Raw genomic sequence first — 18,044 nt, forward strand, 5'->3', positions numbered from 1 at the left:
TTTACTTATTTAGTCGTGTAAGTGTGTGACGCAGGCGATAAAGCCGAAGTGCCGTAGAAAGATGTCTTGTAATTGGTAAGCGTTCTTAATCTTTCCTTAAGGTTAAAAAAAGATTGCGCAGGTAAACAATTTTCTTACTTTCGGAATTTCCGTGTACATTTCCGCCAGCTTTAAAGTCGGTCCGGCACGGCTTTTGCTTAGAATCGTTATGTCTTTTTGCTCAAGAGAACCTTATGAGCCGGGCCTTTGAATATTTGCGCGCCAGCCGCGCCAGCGAAATTGCCAGCCTGCGACGACTTATGCGCACAGGCGAACAGATTCTCGCCATCAGTGAGTTAATTCACGTGCTGCAACGTGAGCGCGGTGCCAGCAACATTTGGATCTGTTCCGCAGGGCGGTTGTTTAGCGATGAGCTGGATGCGCGCGCACTTGAGGTAGAGCAGCGACAGGAAAATGCCCTTATGGTCCTGCCGGAAGCGGTGGCGCAGCCGGGTTACAGCCGTTTCTGTATGCTAATAGCTGCAGCGCTGCAGTCGTTAGAGAGCCTGCCATCGTTACGCCAGCAAATACGGGCGGGGCAGTGCAGCCATGCAGAGGCGATGGAGGGCTTTAATCACATTATCCGCACCTTACTTAATCTGGTCTTCGAAGCCACTGATACGGCCAGTGAGCCGGAGATTTCCCGCGCGCTGATTGCGCTCTTTAGCTTTATGCAGGGTAAGGAGTTGGCGGGGCAGGAGCGCGCTACCGGTTCAGCCGGGTTCGCTGCCGGGGAGTTTACTGCTGAACAGCGCCAGCGGATTCAAATGTTGATCACTGCTCAAGAGCAAAGCTTCGCGACCTTCAGTCATTTCGCGGATGCGCACAACCAACAACAATGGCTATTGATGGCGGATGCAGATAGCCAGATTGAGCGACTGCGGCGTATTGCCTGCACCGGCGCGCAGTGCGGCGAAAATGGCGTGCTGCAGTGGTTCACATTGCTGAGCCAACGACTCGATCAGATGAAACAGATTGAGGATGGGCTCTGCAGCACATTAATGGCGTGTTGCCAGCGCGCCATTGCGGTGAGCGAACAGGCTGAGCCGCAGCATCTGGCGTTCAATGAGGATGCGAGTTTCTCTCTTTACGTGGCGGGAGCCAGCTGGCTGGGTGAGCAGGAAACAACGCTCGACAGTAACGGCCTCGCCCCCCAACTCGGCCGCTCTGTGCTGTCATTGATTCGTGAACAGGCGCAACGGTTACAGGCACAGGCGGATGAACTTGCCACCATGCGTGCTTCTCTGGATGAGCGAAAAGTCATCGATCAGGCCAAAGGATGGCTGATGCAGCAGCACGGTTTTAGCGAGCAGGATGCGTGGCAAGCGCTGCGCAAAAGTGCCATGAATCAAAACAAACGCATGCTGGATATTGCTCAGGCGATCCTCGCCGTAGCGGCCACACTGAAGCCATAACCCGAAGGAGGTAGTTGCACAAAGCTTGTGCGTATTGTGCGTCAGGGCAGTGCAAAGTGGAGTCAGATTTACGGCTCAATGGCGCGGTAATATTGATTTTGCAGTAATAAATTTTCTGGCACAGGCTTTGCAGTATTACACAGACATTGCGCATTTGTTTCGCCAACGGCGGTGAAGCGAGTGCTTTGGATAAAGGCGTCCGGCCCCATGTTTTGACGACATGCGGGAGGACGCCTTTTTTTATTTCTTTTTTTCAGGAAGCGCATGATGAGTAAAACGCGGTTTTCAGTCTCACGTCGTCAGTTCCTGCTGGGTAGCGCGGTGGTAGGAAGCAGCTATTTACTGCCGGGCTTACGCAATGCGGTATGGGCTGCCGGTTCAGATGCGCCCGAAAAAAGCAGCGTGCGTGTGGGCTTTATTCCACTCACTGACTGCGCTCCTGTGGTGATGGCTTCTGTAAAAGGTTTTGATAAGAAATACGGTCTGACGCTGCTGCCGAGTAAAGAAGCCAGTTGGGCGGCGGTGCGCGACAAACTCACAGCCGGAGAGCTGGATGCGGCACACGCGCTGTACGGCATGATCTACGGCTTACAGCTGGGCGTAGCAGGGCCACAACACGACATGGCTAACCTGATGACGTTGAATAACAACGGTCAGGCCATCACGCTCGCCAATCAACTAAAAGAGCAGAAGGTCAATGATGCCACCAGCTTGCAAAAGCTGATCGCCACCCAGGCGAAAGGCACGTTCGCCTTCGCGCACACCTTCCCGACCAGCACCCACGCCATGTGGCTCTATTACTGGCTGGCAAACGCCGGTATCGATCCGTTTGAGGATGTGCGCACCGTGGTGGTGCCGCCGCCGCAGATGGTAATGAACATGAAGATGGGCAACATGAGCGGCTTCTGCGTGGGCGAGCCATGGAATCAGCGCGCCATCAGCGACAACATCGGTTTTACCGCCGCCACCACGCAGCAAATCTGGCCCGATCATCCGGAAAAAATCCTCGCCACCCGCGCGCAATGGGTGCAAGAAAACCCCAACACGGCGCGCGCCATGACGGCAGCGGTGCTGGAAGCCGCACGCTGGATCGATGCGTCGGATGAAAACCGCAAAGAAACCGCCGCCGTATTAGCCGGGCGCGCATGGATCAATACCAAAGTTGAAACCTTAGAAGGGCGCATGCTCGGCCAGTACGAAAACGGTCTCGGTCAGAAATGGCAGGACGCGCACGCCATGCGCTTCTTCCATGATGGCGAAGTGAGCTATCCGTGGATCTCCGACGGCATGTGGTTCCTGACGCAGATGAAACGCTGGAGCATGGTGAAGACCGCTCCTGATTACGCCGCCGTTGCCCGTCAAATCAATCGTATCGACATCTACAAACAAGCCGCCAGCGCAGTGGGAGGCGTCTCCGTGCCGTCCAGTGAAATGCGCAGCAGCACGCTTATTGACGGCAAAGTGTGGGACGGCAGCAACCCCGCCGCTTATGCCGACAGCTTTGCCATTAAACGCAGTTAAGTGAGGTCAGCATGAAATCTGAAGCCCGCACGCTAAAACCCGCGACGCCTGTCGTCGCTCAACCGGCGCAGGTGATTGCGCTTAAGGTGCCACAGAAACCGCGCGCTCGTCAGCGCTGGCTGCAGCCGCTGCTACAAAGACTGATCCCGGCGAGTTGCGGTGTAATTTTGCTGCTGTTTGTCTGGCAGCTGGCATCGATGTCGAGCAAAGGCTTTCCAACGCCGTTTGCCACCTGGCAGGCGGCCGTCACGCTGTTCGCTGACCCTTTCTATAACAACGGGCCCAACGACCAGGGCATTGGATGGAACATCGTCGCCTCGCTGCAACGCGTGGCGGTGGGTTTTGGGCTGGCAGCGCTGGTGGGCATCCCAGCCGGTTTCCTGATTGGCCGCTTCACCTTTGTGGCACGCATGTTCAACCCAATCATCGCGCTGCTGCGTCCGGTCAGCCCACTGGCGTGGTTGCCGATTGGCCTGCTGCTGTTCCAGCGTGCCGAACCCGCTTCCAGCTGGACCATTTTCATCTGCTCGATCTGGCCGATGGTGATCAACACCGCCGAGGGCGTGCAGCGCATCCCGCAGGATTACCTCAACGTCGCCCGCGTGCTGCAACTCAACGAATGGACGGTGATGCGCCGCATCCTGTTCCCGGCGGTATTGCCCGCCGTGCTCACCGGGATGCGCCTGTCGATGGGCATCGCCTGGCTGGTGATTGTCGCCGCCGAGATGTTGACCGGTGGTCTCGGGATTGGCTTCTGGATCTGGAACGAGTGGAACAACCTCAATGTGGAAAACATCCTGATCGCCATCGTAGTGATCGGCGTGATTGGGCTGTTGCTGGAGCAAGCACTGATGCTGCTGGCACGTCGTTTTAGCTGGGATAAATAAGGGGCCGATGATGAATCCGATTATTCGCGTACAGCAGGTGAGTCAGCGTTTTAACACCGCCAGCGGTGAATTTCTGGCACTCGATAACGTTAGCTTCGATATCCACGCGGGTGAAACATTGAGCCTGATTGGCCACTCCGGCTGCGGTAAATCTACTTTGCTCAACCTGATCGCCGGCTTAACTCAACCGAGCAGCGGCGTGTTGCTGTGTGAGAACCGCGAAATCAGCGGCCCCGGCCCTGAGCGTGCGGTGGTGTTCCAGAATCATTCGCTACTGCCGTGGCTCACCGCTTATCAAAACGTCGAACTGGCGGTGCAGCAGGTGTTTAAAGGGCAGATGAACAAGAGCGAGATGAGTGAGTGGATTGAACACAACCTCAATCGTGTGCAGATGGGCCATGCCATGCACAAGCGCCCCTCGGAAATCTCCGGTGGCATGAAGCAGCGCGTCGGTATTGCGCGTGCGCTGGCGATGAAACCGCGCGTGCTGCTGTTGGATGAGCCGTTCGGCGCGCTCGACGCCTTAACGCGTGCCCACTTGCAAGACAGCGTGATGCGTATCCAGCAGGAGCTAAAAACCACCATTGTGCTGATCACTCATGACGTAGATGAAGCGGTGTTGTTATCGGATCGCGTGCTGATGATGACCAACGGACCGGCGGCGCAGGTGGGTGAGATCCTCGCTATCGATCTGCCGCGCCCGCGTTCACGCGTGGCGCTGGCCGATGAGCCGCGCTATCACCAGCTACGCCAGCAGATCCTGCATTTCCTCTACGAAAAACAGACGGCAGTGGCGTAAGGAGCGGGCGATGACTCAGCAGCTGGTGGTGATCGGTAACGGGATAGCGGCGATGCGCATGGTGGAAACCTTGCTGCAACGTGCGCCGGGCCGCTATGCCATCACGGTGATTGGCCGTGAAGCAGAGGGCAATTACAACCGCGTCATGCTGTCCCCCGTGCTGTCTGGGGAAAAAGCCTTCGCTGACACGCTGATCCACACGCCGGAATGGTATGTCGCACATGACGTACAACTGCTGATGGGGGAAGAAGCGCTGCAGGTGGATCTCATTGCGCGGACGGTGTTCACCGATCAACGCACGCTGCACTGGGATCAGCTGGTGTTCGCCTGTGGATCCCAACCCCGTATGCCGGATCTGCCGGGGGTCGAACACCCACAGGTTTTAGGTTTCCGCACGCTGCGCGATGTCGACACCATGCTGGCGCAGGATGGCCCGGTGGTGGTGCTGGGCGGCGGGTTGATTGGCGTGGAAGCCGCTGCGGCGCTGCGTCTGCGCGGGCGCGATGTCACGCTGCTGCATCATCGTCCGTGGCTGTTGGATCGCCAACTGGATCAACAGGCGGGCGCGCTGCTGACACAGCATCTCACTCAGCGCGGGATCCACTGCCGTCTCGGCGTGTCGCTGCAATCGATCCAGCACGCTCACGTGACGCTCACCGATGGCACGTTGCTGCCCGCGCAGCAGGTAGTAATGGCGATTGGCGTGATGCCTGAAAGCGCCCTGGCGCAGCAGGCGGGCGTGCCGTGTCAGCGCGGCATCATCGTTAACCGCCAGCTGCAAACTCAGGTCGCTAACGTCTATGCCCTCGGGGAATGCTGTGAAATCGACGGTGAAACCTTTGGTCTGGTGGCACCGTGTCTGGCTCAGGCCGACGTGCTGGCGGCACAGCTGGCGGGCGAACCGCTGGCGGATTTTTACCACCAGGAGAGCGGCACGCGGCTCAAAGTCACCGGCATTGAGATGTTCAGCGCGGGCGACATCCGTGAAGGCGACTCTATTACCAGTTTTGATCCTTTCGACGGTCACTATCGCCGTCTGTTCTTGCGCGATGGCGCCCTGCGCGGCGTGCTGCTGTTTGGCGACAGTCAGGGCGCCAGTTCGCTGCTAACCCAATTACAACAGGCAGAACACGTGGACATTCACGCGCTGTTTGGTCTGGACAATCCCTTAACGCAGCCGTGTGCTGCAGGAAGCAATGTGATGAGCAAACCTCTTCTCGTCGTGGTGGGCCACGGTATGGTCAGCCACCATTTTCTTGAGCAGCTGGTGAGTCGTGAACTGCATCAGCACTATCACATCGTGGTGTATGGCGACGAGCCGCAGATGGCGTATGACCGTGTGCACCTCACCGAGTACTTCACTGGCAAAAGTGCTGACGATCTCTCGCTGGTGAGCGAGAACTTCTTCGAGCAACACGGGATAGAATTGCGCACGGGTTGCGAAGTGCTGGCGATTGATACCGACAAGCGCAGCCTGCGCGATGCCAGCGGTGCGGAGTTGGCATGGGACAAACTGGTGCTGGCCACCGGATCGATGCCATTTGTGCCGCCGGTGCCAGGACGTGAGAATCCGCGCTGTTTTGTCTATCGCACCCTGGCCGATCTTGATGCGATTGCCGCCTGTGCCAAACAGGCCAAGCGCGGCGTGGTGATCGGCGGCGGTTTGCTGGGTTTGGAGGCGGCCAACGCCCTGAAGCAACTCGGGCTGGAAACCCACGTGGTGGAGTTTGCCCCGCGTCTGATGGCGGTGCAGCTGGATGACGGCGGGGCGCAAATGCTGCGCGGCAAAATCAGCGCGCTGGGCGTGCAGATCCACACCAGCAAACAGACCGAAGCGATTGAAAGCCAGCCGGACGGCAGCATGCACCTGCGCTTTGCCGATGGCAGCGTACTGGAAACCGATCTGATTGTGTTCTCGGCCGGTATCCGACCGCGCGATGCACTGGCGCGTGCGGCGGGGATTCAACTCGGCGAGCGGGGTGGCGTTGCCATTAACGACGGCTGTGAAACCAACGTGGCCGGCGTATATGCAATTGGCGAGTGTGCGCTGTGGCAAGGGCAGGTATTTGGTTTGGTGGCACCGGGCTATCAGATGGCGCGCGTGCTGGCAGCGCAATTGGCGCAGGAGGAGCTGGCATTCGGCGGCGCGGATATGAGCACCAAGCTTAAACTGCTCGGTGTGGAAGTGGCCTCGTTTGGGGATGCGCATGGCCGCACCGCTGACAGTCAAAGCTATCACTGGACTGACAATCCCAAAGGCATCTACAAAAAACTGGTGGTGTGCAAAGACAGCAAAACCTTGCTCGGCGGTGTGCTGGTGGGTGACAGCGGTGATTACAGCAGTCTGCTTCAGATGATGCTCAACAAGATGCCGCTGCCGAGTGAACCAGAAAGCCTTATTCTGCCGCAGCTGGCAGGGGCGCCATCCAAAGCGTTGGGGGTAGCGGCGTTGCCGGAAGCCGCGCAGATCTGCTCCTGCCACAACGTCAGCAAGGGGGATATTTGTGCAGCCGTGCAGGGCGGTTGCGGCGATATGGCCGCAATCAAAAGCTGCACCAAAGCGGCCACAGGCTGTGGCGGCTGTAGCGCGCTGGTGAAACAGGTGATGGAACTGGAGCTAGCGACCCAGGGCGTGGTGGTCAAAAAGGATATCTGCGAGCACTTTGCCTATTCGCGTCAGGAGCTGTATCACCTGATTCGCGTCGGCAATATCACCACCTTTGACCAACTGATCGAGCAGCATGGGCGAGGCCACGGCTGTGAAGTGTGCAAGCCGCTGGCGGGCTCGCTGCTGGCCTCGTGCTGGAACGAGTATCTGCTCAAACCCCAGCATCTGCCGTTGCAGGACACCAATGACCGCTACTTTGCCAACATCCAGAAAGATGGCACTTACTCCGTGGTGCCGCGCGTGCCTGCCGGAGAAATCACGCCAAAAGGGCTGATTGCCATCGGCGAAGTGGCGGCACGTTACGATCTCTACACCAAAATCACTGGCGGCCAGCGTATTGATCTGTTTGGTGCACGGCTGGATCAGTTGCCAGAAATCTGGGAAACACTGATTGCCGCTGGCTTTGAAACCGGCCACGCCTACGGCAAATCGCTGCGCACCGTGAAGTCCTGTGTGGGTTCGACCTGGTGTCGATATGGTGTACAGGATTCTACTGCGTTCGCGATTGCGCTGGAGAATCGCTACAAGGGGCTTCGCGCCCCACACAAAATCAAAATGGCGGTGTCGGGCTGTACCCGCGAGTGTGCTGAAGCGCAGAGCAAGGACATTGGGGTGATCGCCACCGACAAAGGCTGGAACCTCTATGTGTGCGGCAATGGCGGCATGAAACCGCGTCACGCTGACCTGTTCGCCAGCGATCTGGATGATGAAACCCTGCTGCGCTATGTCGATCGTATTCTGATGTTTTATGTGCGCACTGCCGACCGTCTGCAGCGCACCAGCGTGTGGATGGATAACATGGAGGGCGGACTGGATTACCTGCGCAGCGTAATTATCGAGGATGCCCTCGGTATCGGCGACATGCTGGAGCAGGAGATGCAGCTGGTGGTGGATCGCTACCAGTGTGAATGGCAGAGCACGCTGCAGGACCCTTCACGCCGTGCACTGTTCAGTGCAACCGTCAACAGTGAGCAAGCGGATGAAACCCTCAACTATGTGCGCGTGCGCGACCAGCGACAACCCGCGGCCATGGACATCATTCCAGTGACAACGCTGCCTGCTGAACCCTGGAGCGCCATTTGTGATGTGGCGTCAATTCCGGAGGCAGCAGGGATGGGCGCGCGACTGGGTGGCCAGCGTGTGGCGCTGTTCCGCTTAGGTGAAGCGATCTACGCGCTGGAGGATATTGAGCCGGGCACGCAGGCCAGCGTATTGTCGCGCGGCATTCTCGGCGATGTGGCGGGCGAACCGGTGGTGATCTCTCCGCTGTATAAGCAGCGGGTTCGGCTGCGCGATGGACAGAGTCTGGATAATGCCGAGCACCAGCTGCGCTGCTGGCCGGTACGCGTGGATGGCGGCAAAGTGTGGCTCGGTCATGAACCTATTCTCGCGCTCGCGGCAGCATCATGAAAACCACCTGTCCTTACTGCGGCGTGGGCTGTGGCGTAGAAATCCACGCGCCCGAACAGTCGATGAGCGGGGACCACCAGCATCCGGCGAACTTTGGCCGCCTGTGCGTGAAAGGCTCTGCGCTGGGTGAAACCCTGTCTCATGAAGGGCGTCTGTTGTGGCCGAAGATCAACGGTGAACGCGTCAGCATGGATCAGGCGCTGGATCATGTCGCACAGGGATTGCGCCGTATCATCGATCAGCATGGTCCTCAGGCAGTGGCGTTTTATGGCTCTGGCCAACTTCTGACCGAGGACTACTATACCGCCAACAAGCTGATGAAGGGCTTTATCGGCGCCGCCAATATCGATACCAACTCGCGGCTATGTATGGCGTCGGCAGTGGTGGGCTACAAACGCGCATTCGGTGCCGATGCCGTGCCCTGCTGTTATGAAGATATCGAACAGGCGGATATGGTGGTGCTGGTCGGTTCAAACGCGGCGTGGGCGCATCCGGTGGCGTGGCAGCGGCTGGTGCAGGCGAAAACCGATCGACCCGAGATGCAGCTGGTGGTGATCGACCCACGTCGAACTGCCAGCTGTGATATCGCCGATCTGCATCTGGCCCTGCAGCCGGGATCGGACAGTGCGCTGTTCGCCGGGCTGCTTAACTGGCTGAGCGACAATGATGCGGTGGATGCAAGCATGCTGCCCCATCTGTCCAATGTCGAAGCCACGCTGGCGGCCTGCAAAGCCTGGGAGCTGGCCACGGTCGCTGTCGCCTGCCAGCTCAGCGAGCAGGACATCCTGGCCTTCTGGCAGCGGTTTGCCGCACATCCGCGCGTGCTCACGCTGTGGTGCATGGGCATTAACCAGTCGCAAACCGGCAGTGACAACAACAACGCCATTATCAATGCCCATCTGCTTAGCGGAAAAATCGGCTATGCAGGCGCGGGTCCCTTTTCATTGACCGGACAGCCGAACGCCATGGGCGGGCGTGAGGTCGGTGGCCTCGCCAATCAGCTGGCGGCGCATATGGGGTTCAGCGAAGAGGAAGTGGACCGCGTGAGTCGCTTCTGGAGCAGCCCTCAGGTGGCGCGTCAGCCCGGTTTAACGGCGGTAAATCTGTTCAATGCGATTGATCGTGGCGAGGTCAAAGCCGTGTGGATTATGGGCACCAATCCGGCGGTATCGATGCCTGAAGGCAATCGTATCGTTCAGGCATTGGCAAAGTGCGAACTGGTGGTGGTGTCGGAAGTGAGCGCGCGCAGTGATACCGCTGATTTAGCGCACGTCTTGCTGCCCGCGCAAGGGTGGGGCGAGAAGAACGGTACGGTGACCAACTCCGAGCGGCGCATCTCACGCCAGCGCAGTTTTATTGCCCCAGCTGGTGAAGCGAAACCTGACTGGTGGTTGCTGGCGCAGGTGGCCCAACGTCTGGGATATACCGAAGCCTTTGCCTGGCAGCATCCCAGCGAAATTTTTGCTGAACATGCGGCGCTGTCTGGCTTCGAAAATCATGGCCGCCGCGCTTTCGACATCAGTGCACTGGCGCATATCACCCGTGAGCAATATGACCAGCTGGCACCCGTGCAGTGGCCGTTGAATGACCGCGCACCGAGTGGCACCGCACGGCTGTTTGCCAATCGTCGTTTCTTCCACGCGGATGGCAAAGCGCGTTTGCTGCCGCCTGCCATCCCGGTTAAGACGCTCACCAGCGCGCGCTATCCCTTATTGATGAACACCGGGCGCATCCGCGACCAGTGGCACACCATGACGCGCACGGGCAACGTGCCGCGCCTGATGCAGCATTATGATGAGCCTTTTGTCGCGCTGCACCCGCACGATGCGGCGGCACATGGCCTAAGTCAGGGCAATCTCACTCGCGTGCAGTCGGCATTGGGCTGGTGGAGTGGTCGTGTGGTGATCGACAGTGGCTTAACGCGCGGCCAGCTGTTTATCCCGATGCACTGGACGCGTCAGTTTAGTGCGCAGGCGAATGTCGACGGCTTAGTGGCTGCTCACTGCTGCCCCGACTCGGGGCAACCTGCGTTGAAGCAGACCGCGGTGCGTTTGCAACCGCTGCGTCCGACGTGGCAGGGATGGTTATTTATGTCGGAGGTGATAACGCCACCGCAACTGCAGTATTGGTCGCGTGCGCCGCAACAGGGAGCACAGCGGTATGTGCTGGCGGGTGAGGCGCAGGCAGCAGATTGGTTGATGCAGTTACCCTCTATGCAGGAACTGCAGTGGCAACAGGCGCAGGCGGGACAGCAGTTACACATGCTGGGCTGGCGCAGCGGAAGTTTGGTGTGTGCGTTTTATGCCGCGCCCTGGCTGCCAGAAATTGATCATGGCTTTGTGGCGCGAGCCTTTACGGAAGAGCCAACTTCTCCGCAGCTGCGCCATGCGCTATTGGGTGGGCGACCGGCTCAGGGTGAAAGTCAGGGGCGGACGGTTTGCAGCTGTTTCGGCGTGGGTGAAGTGGCGATTCGTCGGGCGATTGAGCAGGGCTGCGATTCTCCAGCGGCACTCGGCGCGGCGCTAAAGTGCGGCACCAACTGTGGCTCCTGTATTCCGGAGCTAAAAAACTTACTGGCAACCCTGCGCGTGGCGCAGTAGCGGAGAACTTCATGACTCAGGCCGTTGAGCGTCTCGAAAAACTGTTCAATCTTCAGAGTGGGGATGCGGCGCCGGGCTGTGTGTGGCTGGTGGGCGCAGGGCCGGGTGATGTCGAATTACTGACGCTGAAAGCACTACGTCTGATCAAAAGCGCCGATGTGGTGGTGTATGACCGCCTGGTAAGCGACGAGATCATGGCCGAAGTACTGCCCGGCACGCTGGCCATTGATGTCGGTAAAAAGCCCGGCAGCTATGGTCTGAAGCAGTCGCAGATTAATCAGTTGCTGGCCGATCTGGCGGCAAGTGGTCGTTTAGTGGTGCGGTTGAAGGGCGGCGATCCCTTTATTTTCGGACGTGGCGGTGAGGAGATGCTATTTCTGCAGCAGGCGGGTATTGCCTGCCAGATAGTGCCCGGCATCACCGCAGCCGCTGGTTGTGCGGCAGCCAGCGGCATTCCGTTGACGCATCGCGACTGTGCGCAGTCTTTGCGGTTGATTACCGGGCACGGCAAAAGCGGTGAGCCACAGTTGGAAGATGCCAGCTTAGCCGCCAGCAATCAGACGCTGGTGTTTTACATGGGATTGAAATGGAGCGCCAGCATCAGCGCCCAGTTGCAGGCCCACGGTCGCGCTGCCGATACGCCGGTGGCGATCATTGAAAATGGAACGCGCCCTGACCAGCGCGTGATGGTGACCACTCTGGCGGATCTGACCGTCACCATTGCTCGTGAGCAGGCGCAATCCCCGGCACTGTTGCTGGTGGGTGAAGTGGTACGCTTTTATCGCCAGCCCCAAAGCGCCGATCTCAGCGCAATTTCACTTATGGCTAAATAAACTCGCATTTTCCCCCCTTAATCCACGCTTTAGCCTTGGCGGGTTTTGGCATCCTATGCTCAGAATTCCTGCCAGCTGAGGTATGTCGTGGCTGAAGAGAGCGACGAGGACAAAACAGAATCGCCCACGGCGCACCGACTAGAGAAGGCGCGAGAAGAGGGGCAGATTCCGCGATCGCGCGAGCTGACATCGGTACTGATGCTGCTGGCGGGCTTGCTGATCCTGTGGCTGGGCGGCGAACTGATGGCTGAACAGTTGGCCAGTATGCTCGCCACCGGTTTTCGCTTTGACCATGCCATGGTGACCGATGACAAGATGATCATCGCTCACATCAGCAATCTGATTGGTCAGGCGGTGATGGCGCTGCTGCCGCTGATGGCAGGCCTGGTGATTATGGCGATTGCCGCGCCAATGCTGCTCGGCGGAATCAATATCAGCGGCAAATCCATCAAACTGGATTTCACCAAGCTCAATCCGCTGAGCGGCCTGAAGCGCATGGTGTCATCTCAAACCTGGGCAGAACTGCTAAAAGCCATTTTGAAGGCGGTGCTGGTGGGGCTGGTGGGCGGCTGGTACATCTGGTCGCACTGGCAGGAGATGCTGCGATTAATCAGTGAATCACCCATCAACGCGCTCCATCACGGTTTAACCATGATCGCCATTAGCTGTGCGTTGATCATGCTGGGCCTGGTGCCCATGGTCGGTTTCGACGTGTTCTGGCAGCTCTATAGCCATTTCAAAAAGCTGAAAATGTCCCGCCAGGAAATCCGCGACGAACACAAACAAAACGAAGGTGACCCGCACGTCAAAGGGCGTATTCGTCAGGCGATGCGTGCGGCGGCCCGTCGTCGCATGATGGCAGATGTACCGAAAGCCGACGTTATCGTCACCAACCCGACGCATTACTCGGTAGCGTTGCAGTATCAGGAAGGCAAGATGAGCGCGCCAAAGGTGATTGCGAAAGGGGCCGGGGATATTGCGCTAAAAATTCGTGAGCTGGCAACAGAACATCGCATTCCGATTTTAGAAGCACCGCCGCTGGCGCGTGCGCTGTATCGACACACGGAAATTGGTCAGTTCATCCCCGGCGCGCTTTACGGTGCCGTGGCGGAAGTGCTGGCCTGGGTATGGCAACTGCGTCGCTGGAAACGCGAAGGTGGCTTGATTCCAACCAAACCAAAACAGCTGCCGGTTCCGGCAGACATGGACTTTGCAGGAGAGAACAGAAACGATGGCTAATCTGGCCGAAAAGCTGCGTTTACCGGGCAACTTTAAAGACACGCAGTGGAAGGTGCTGGCTGGACCGATACTGATCATGTTGATCCTGTCGATGATGGTGCTGCCGTTACCTGCCTTCATTCTCGACCTGCTGTTCACCTTCAATATTGCCTTATCGATCATGGTGTTGTTGGTGGCAATGTTTACTCAGCGTACGCTGGAATTCGCGGCATTCCCGACCATTCTGCTGTTTTCAACGTTGCTGCGCCTGGCGCTGAACGTCGCCTCAACCCGTATTATCCTGCTTGAGGGCCATACGGGTGCCGATGCCGCCGGACGCGTGGTTGAAGCTTTCGGCCACTTCCTCGTGGGCGGTAACTTTGCCATCGGTATCGTGGTGTTCATCATCCTCGTTATCATCAACTTTATGGTTATCACCAAAGGTGCCGGACGTATCGCCGAAGTGGGCGCGCGTTTTGTGCTGGATGGGATGCCCGGTAAGCAGATGGCGATCGATGCTGACCTTAACGCCGGTTTAATCGGGGAAGAGGAAGCCAAACGTCGTCGTAGCGAAGTGACCCAGGAAGCCGATTTCTACGGCTCAATGGACGGTGCGAGTAAGTTCGTACGTGGTGACGCCATCGCCGGTATTTTGATTATGGTGATTAACGTCATCGGCGGTCTGCTGGTGGGCGTGGTGCAGCACGGCATGGATCTGGGGCACGCAGGTGAAACCTATACACTGCTGACCATCGGTGATGGATTGGTGGCACAGATCCCGGCGCTGGTCATCTCTACCGCTGCGGGTGTTATCGTGACGCGCGTCAGCACCGATCAGGATGTGGGCGATCAGATGGTCTCCCAGCTGTTTAGCAATCCGCGCGTGTTGATGCTGAGTGGTGGTGTTATCGGTCTGCTCGGCCTGGTGCCGGGTATGCCCAACTTTGTCTTCCTGCTGTTTACCGCCGCGTTGCTCGGTCTGGCCTGGTGGCTGCGCGGTCGAGAGATGAAACCGAAGACTACCTCGGAACCTTCTAGTCTGGTCAAAACGCAGGAGACACCCGCCACGGTGGAAGCTTCCTGGAAAGACGTGCAGCTGGAAGATTCGCTGGGTCTCGAAGTGGGTTATCGCCTGATTCCCATGGTTGATCATTTGCAAAACGGTGAGCTGCTGGGCCGCATCCGCAGTATCCGTAAAAAAGTCGCACAGGAGGTGGGCTTCCTGCCACCGGTGGTGCACATCCGTGACAACATGGAGTTGCCGCCTGCGCGTTACCGCATCCTGATGAAAGGCGTGGAAATTGGCAGCGGTGATGCCTATCCTGGGCGCTGGATGGCGATCAACCCTGGGACTGCAGCCGGTTCTTTGCCGGGTGAACCGACCGTCGATCCTGCCTTCGGTTTAGCGGCAATCTGGATCGATAGTGCGCTGAAAGAGCAGGCGCAGATTCAGGGCTTTACCGTGGTAGAAGCCAGTACCGTGGTGGCAACGCATCTTAACCACCTGATTGGTCAATACGCCAGTGAACTGTTTGGTCGTCAGGAAGCGCAACAGCTGCTGGATCGCGTGACCCAGGAGATGCCGAAGCTGACGGAAGATCTGGTGCCGGGCGTTATCACCCTGACCACCCTGCACAAAGTGCTGCAGAACCTGTTAATTGAGCGTGTTTCGATCCGCGATATGCGCACCATCATCGAAACCCTGGCGGAACATGCGCCGGTCCAGACCGATCCACAAGAGCTGACCAGCGTGGTACGTGTGGCGCTGGGCCGTGCGATTACTCAGCAGTGGTTCCCGGGTAACGGTGAAGTGCAGGTGATTGGACTGGATGCCACCTTAGAGCGTCTGCTGCTGCAAGCGTTACAGGGCGGCGGCGGTCTGGAGCCGGGTCTGGCCGATCGTCTGTTAGTGCAGACGCAGGGTGCATTGCAACAGCAAGAGATGACGGGTGCACCGCCGGTGCTGCTGGTGAACCATCCGCTGCGTGCCTTGCTGGCGCGCTTCCTGCGCCGCAATCTGCCACAGTTGGTAGTGCTGTCAAATATGGAACTGACCGATAATCGCCAGATCCGTATGACCGCCACCATCGGAGGTAAATAACCATGCGTCGTTGGTGTTGGGCGTTAATGATGTTGCCGATGATGGCGCTACCGCTCTATGTGGATGCAGCAGGATCCTGGCATGACAGTGCCAGTGGTCCGAGCCTCGGCGTGCGCGGGAACTGGCACACGACGCCAGCTTTAAAAGCACCTTCGCCCGCAGTGGGCACTATTACGGTGGTGAACTGGCGTTACCAGTTGAGCCGTCCAGCCCCCTCGGGGCTGCTCGTACGTTTGTGTGCGACCCAGCGTTGCGTAGAGATTGAGGGCGGCAGTGGTTCAACGCGGAGCCTGGCGAATATTCCGGCTGACGATACGCTGCATCTGGCGTTCGGTTTTCAGGGGAAGGGCGCGTTACCGCCGGGATTACGAGTGGTGAGCAGTGAAGTGACGGTGAATTACCAATAGCCAATAAAAAACCCGCCGAAGCGGGTTTTTTGTTATTACATACGCTCGACGGTTTTGATGCCCAGCGTATCCAGACCTTGTTTTAGCGTTTTAGCGGTCAATGCAGCCAGTTGCAGACGGCTGTTACGCACCTGCTCATCCTCGGCGGAGAGGATTGGACAGTGCTCGTAGAAGCCAGAGAACAGGCCTGCCAGATCGTACAGGTAAGCACACATCACATGCGGCGTGCCATCACGCGCAACCTGGGTGATCACTTCTTCAAATTGCAACAGGCGAGTTGCCAGTTGCGCTTCACGCTCTTCGGTCAGCACGATGTCGCCGCTCAGGCTGTCAGCTTCAATGCCGGCTTTACGGAACACAGAAAGCACGCGCGTGTAGGCATATTGCATGTACGGTGCAGTGTTGCCCTCAAACGCCAGCATGTTATCCCAGTCGAAGATATAATCGGTGGTGCGGCTTTTTGACAGATCGGCATATTTCACCGCGCCGATACCCACCACTTCCGCCAGATCTTTCAGCTCTTGCGTTGACATTTCCGGGTTTTTCTCGCTGACCAGCGCATGCGCACGTTCAACGGCTTCATCCAGCAGATCGGCCAGCTTAATGGTGCCACCGCTGCGGGTTTTAAATGGACGGCCATCTTTGCCCAGCATCATGCCAAACGCATGGTGCTCCAGCGGCACAGACTCGGGCACGTATCCGGCTTTACGCACAATGGTCCACGCCTGTTGCAGATGTTGATGCTGGCGCGAATCGATGTAGTAAAGCACGCGGTCGGCATGCAACGTCTCATAGCGGTATTTGGCGCAGGCGATATCGGTGGTGGTGTAGAGGTAGCCGCCATCCTTTTTCTGGATGATCACGCCCATCGCTTCGCCTTCCTTGTTTTTGAACTCATCAAGGAACACCACGGTTGCGCCTTCGCTGGTTACGGCCAGCCCTTTTTCACGCAAATCGCTGACGATGCCAGGCAACATATCGTTGTACAGGCTTTCCCCCATCACATCTTTACGCGTCAGCGTCACGTTCAGGCGGTCATAGACTTCCTGATTCTGGCTCATGGTGATATCAACCAGTTTTTTCCACATTGCACGGCAATATTCGTCGCCGCCTTGCAGTTTCACCACATAACCACGGGCGCGTTCGGCGAAGGCTTCGTCCGCATCATAGGTGACCTTGGCTTCCCGGTAGAACTCTTCCAGATCCGCCAGCGCGATATCTTCATGGTGCTCATTCTGCTGCTTTTCCAGATAGGCAATCAGCATACCGAACTGAGTACCCCAATCGCCGACGTGGTTGGCGCGGATCACGTTGTGGCCGAGAAATTCCAGCGTACGTACCGCAGCGTCACCGATGATGGTGGAACGGACGTGACCGACGTGCATCTGCTTGGCGACGTTGGGTGCCGAGTAGTCAATGACAACGGTTTGTGGCTTGAGGCTGCTGACGCCAAGGCGCGGCAATTGCAGAGCCTGCGCGGCCTGGGTAGCCAACCAGTTGCGATCAAGGAAGATATTAATGAAGCCGGGGCCGGCGATTTCGACTTTGCTGGCGATGCCGGCGAGATCCAGATGCTGAATCACCTGTTCAGCCAGCTGGCGCGGAGCCTGACCGAGCTTTTTCGCCACAGCCATGATACCGTTCGCCTGATAATCGCCGAACTGCACTTTAGCCGACTGACGAACCTGAGGTTCACAATCTGCTGGCGCACCCGCCGCTACCATTGCCTGACCGACTTTATCGGATAGAAGAGCCTGAATATTCACCGCGTTACCTTCATATGCTGAAAAGGCCCGCCAGTGGCGGCGAGCCGATGCCTTCATCCCGCAACAGCGCGGCGGGACGGAAAAATAAGAGGGGAAGTATACGTGAAATGTTAAAGTGCGTCAGCTTTTAGCATGCGCAATGGCGGGTAACAGCAACCCGCGCGCCGATTAACGGCGACGCGGGTGACGACGAGGATTTTTAACGCTTTTGTCTTCACGCACCTTCCAGTGGCGGGAAATTGCAAATCCCATCAATGCAATCAGGACCGCGACAACAATGAGCATAGACATAGAGCCATTCCTTGTAGTTGTGAAACACAAATTTATAAGAAAGGGTATCAAGCTGCAATTGTTTGCAACTGAAATAAGACTTATCTCAT

Annotated in this window: 12 protein-coding genes; 10 read left to right on the forward strand and 2 right to left on the reverse strand. The window is 57.8% G+C overall.

Annotated elements, in window-relative coordinates; all coding sequences use genetic code 11:
• Nucleotides 1-233: 233 nt before the first annotated feature.
• The 10 genes from AC1MDE_RS15720 to flhE all read left to right on the forward strand — a co-directional run bounded on the left by AC1MDE_RS15720 (nucleotide 234) and on the right by flhE (nucleotide 15,898).
• Entirely contained in the window at nucleotides 234-1,454 is a 1,221-nt protein-coding gene (locus AC1MDE_RS15720) for a nitrate- and nitrite sensing domain-containing protein (RefSeq protein ID WP_479400776.1), read from the forward strand.
• A 267-nt stretch (nucleotides 1,455-1,721) separates the two neighbouring features.
• On the forward strand, nucleotides 1,722-2,975 hold the full coding sequence (locus AC1MDE_RS15725; protein ID WP_480344835.1) for a CmpA/NrtA family ABC transporter substrate-binding protein: 1,254 nt from the start codon (nucleotides 1,722-1,724) through the stop codon (nucleotides 2,973-2,975).
• An 11-nt stretch (nucleotides 2,976-2,986) separates the two neighbouring features.
• Entirely contained in the window at nucleotides 2,987-3,862 is an 876-nt protein-coding gene (ntrB, locus tag AC1MDE_RS15730; RefSeq protein WP_480344814.1) for a nitrate ABC transporter permease, read from the forward strand.
• A gap of 10 nt (nucleotides 3,863-3,872) precedes the next feature.
• Nucleotides 3,873-4,661 carry an ABC transporter ATP-binding protein gene (locus AC1MDE_RS15735; RefSeq protein WP_058960201.1) on the forward strand — a complete coding sequence of 263 codons (789 nt, stop codon included), beginning with the start codon at nucleotides 3,873-3,875 and terminating at the stop codon, nucleotides 4,659-4,661.
• 10 nt (nucleotides 4,662-4,671) lie between these two features.
• Nucleotides 4,672-8,739 (forward strand): nitrite reductase large subunit NirB, encoded by a 4,068-nt coding sequence (gene nirB / locus AC1MDE_RS15740; protein WP_480344815.1) that lies wholly within the window; start codon nucleotides 4,672-4,674, stop codon nucleotides 8,737-8,739.
• Entirely contained in the window at nucleotides 8,736-11,339 is a 2,604-nt protein-coding gene (locus AC1MDE_RS15745; protein ID WP_480344816.1) for a nitrate reductase, read from the forward strand. The genes nirB and AC1MDE_RS15745 overlap by 4 nt, the downstream gene beginning before the upstream one ends.
• Nucleotides 11,340-11,350: 11 nt before the next feature.
• Complete coding sequence (cobA, locus tag AC1MDE_RS15750; RefSeq protein WP_058960199.1) at nucleotides 11,351-12,172, forward strand: uroporphyrinogen-III C-methyltransferase; 822 nt, start codon at nucleotides 11,351-11,353, stop codon at nucleotides 12,170-12,172.
• Between the two features lie 87 nt (nucleotides 12,173-12,259).
• The gene (flhB, locus tag AC1MDE_RS15755; RefSeq protein ID WP_479398777.1) at nucleotides 12,260-13,411 is read left to right on the forward strand and encodes a flagellar biosynthesis protein FlhB; all 1,152 of its coding nucleotides are present in this window, start codon (nucleotides 12,260-12,262) and stop codon (nucleotides 13,409-13,411) included.
• Nucleotides 13,404-15,491 (forward strand): flagellar biosynthesis protein FlhA, encoded by a 2,088-nt coding sequence (flhA, locus tag AC1MDE_RS15760; RefSeq protein ID WP_058960198.1) that lies wholly within the window; start codon nucleotides 13,404-13,406, stop codon nucleotides 15,489-15,491. The genes flhB and flhA overlap by 8 nt, the downstream gene beginning before the upstream one ends.
• 2 nt (nucleotides 15,492-15,493) lie before the next feature.
• Nucleotides 15,494-15,898: a flagellar protein FlhE gene (gene flhE / locus AC1MDE_RS15765; RefSeq protein WP_479402577.1), complete on the forward strand. Its 405-nt coding sequence runs from the start codon at nucleotides 15,494-15,496 to the stop codon at nucleotides 15,896-15,898.
• 35 nt (nucleotides 15,899-15,933) lie between these two features.
• Here flhE and argS read toward each other — a convergent pair whose 3' ends face one another.
• On the reverse strand, nucleotides 15,934-17,664 hold the full coding sequence (argS, locus tag AC1MDE_RS15770; protein ID WP_058960196.1) for an arginine--tRNA ligase: 1,731 nt from the start codon (nucleotides 17,662-17,664) through the stop codon (nucleotides 15,934-15,936).
• A 168-nt stretch (nucleotides 17,665-17,832) separates the two neighbouring features.
• Nucleotides 17,833-17,955, reverse strand: coding sequence for a hypothetical protein (locus tag AC1MDE_RS15775; RefSeq protein WP_007889544.1), 123 nt, complete (start codon nucleotides 17,953-17,955; stop codon nucleotides 17,833-17,835).
• Nucleotides 17,956-18,044 lie beyond the last annotated feature (89 nt).

It is taken from the genome of Pantoea folii (genome assembly GCF_056678875.1).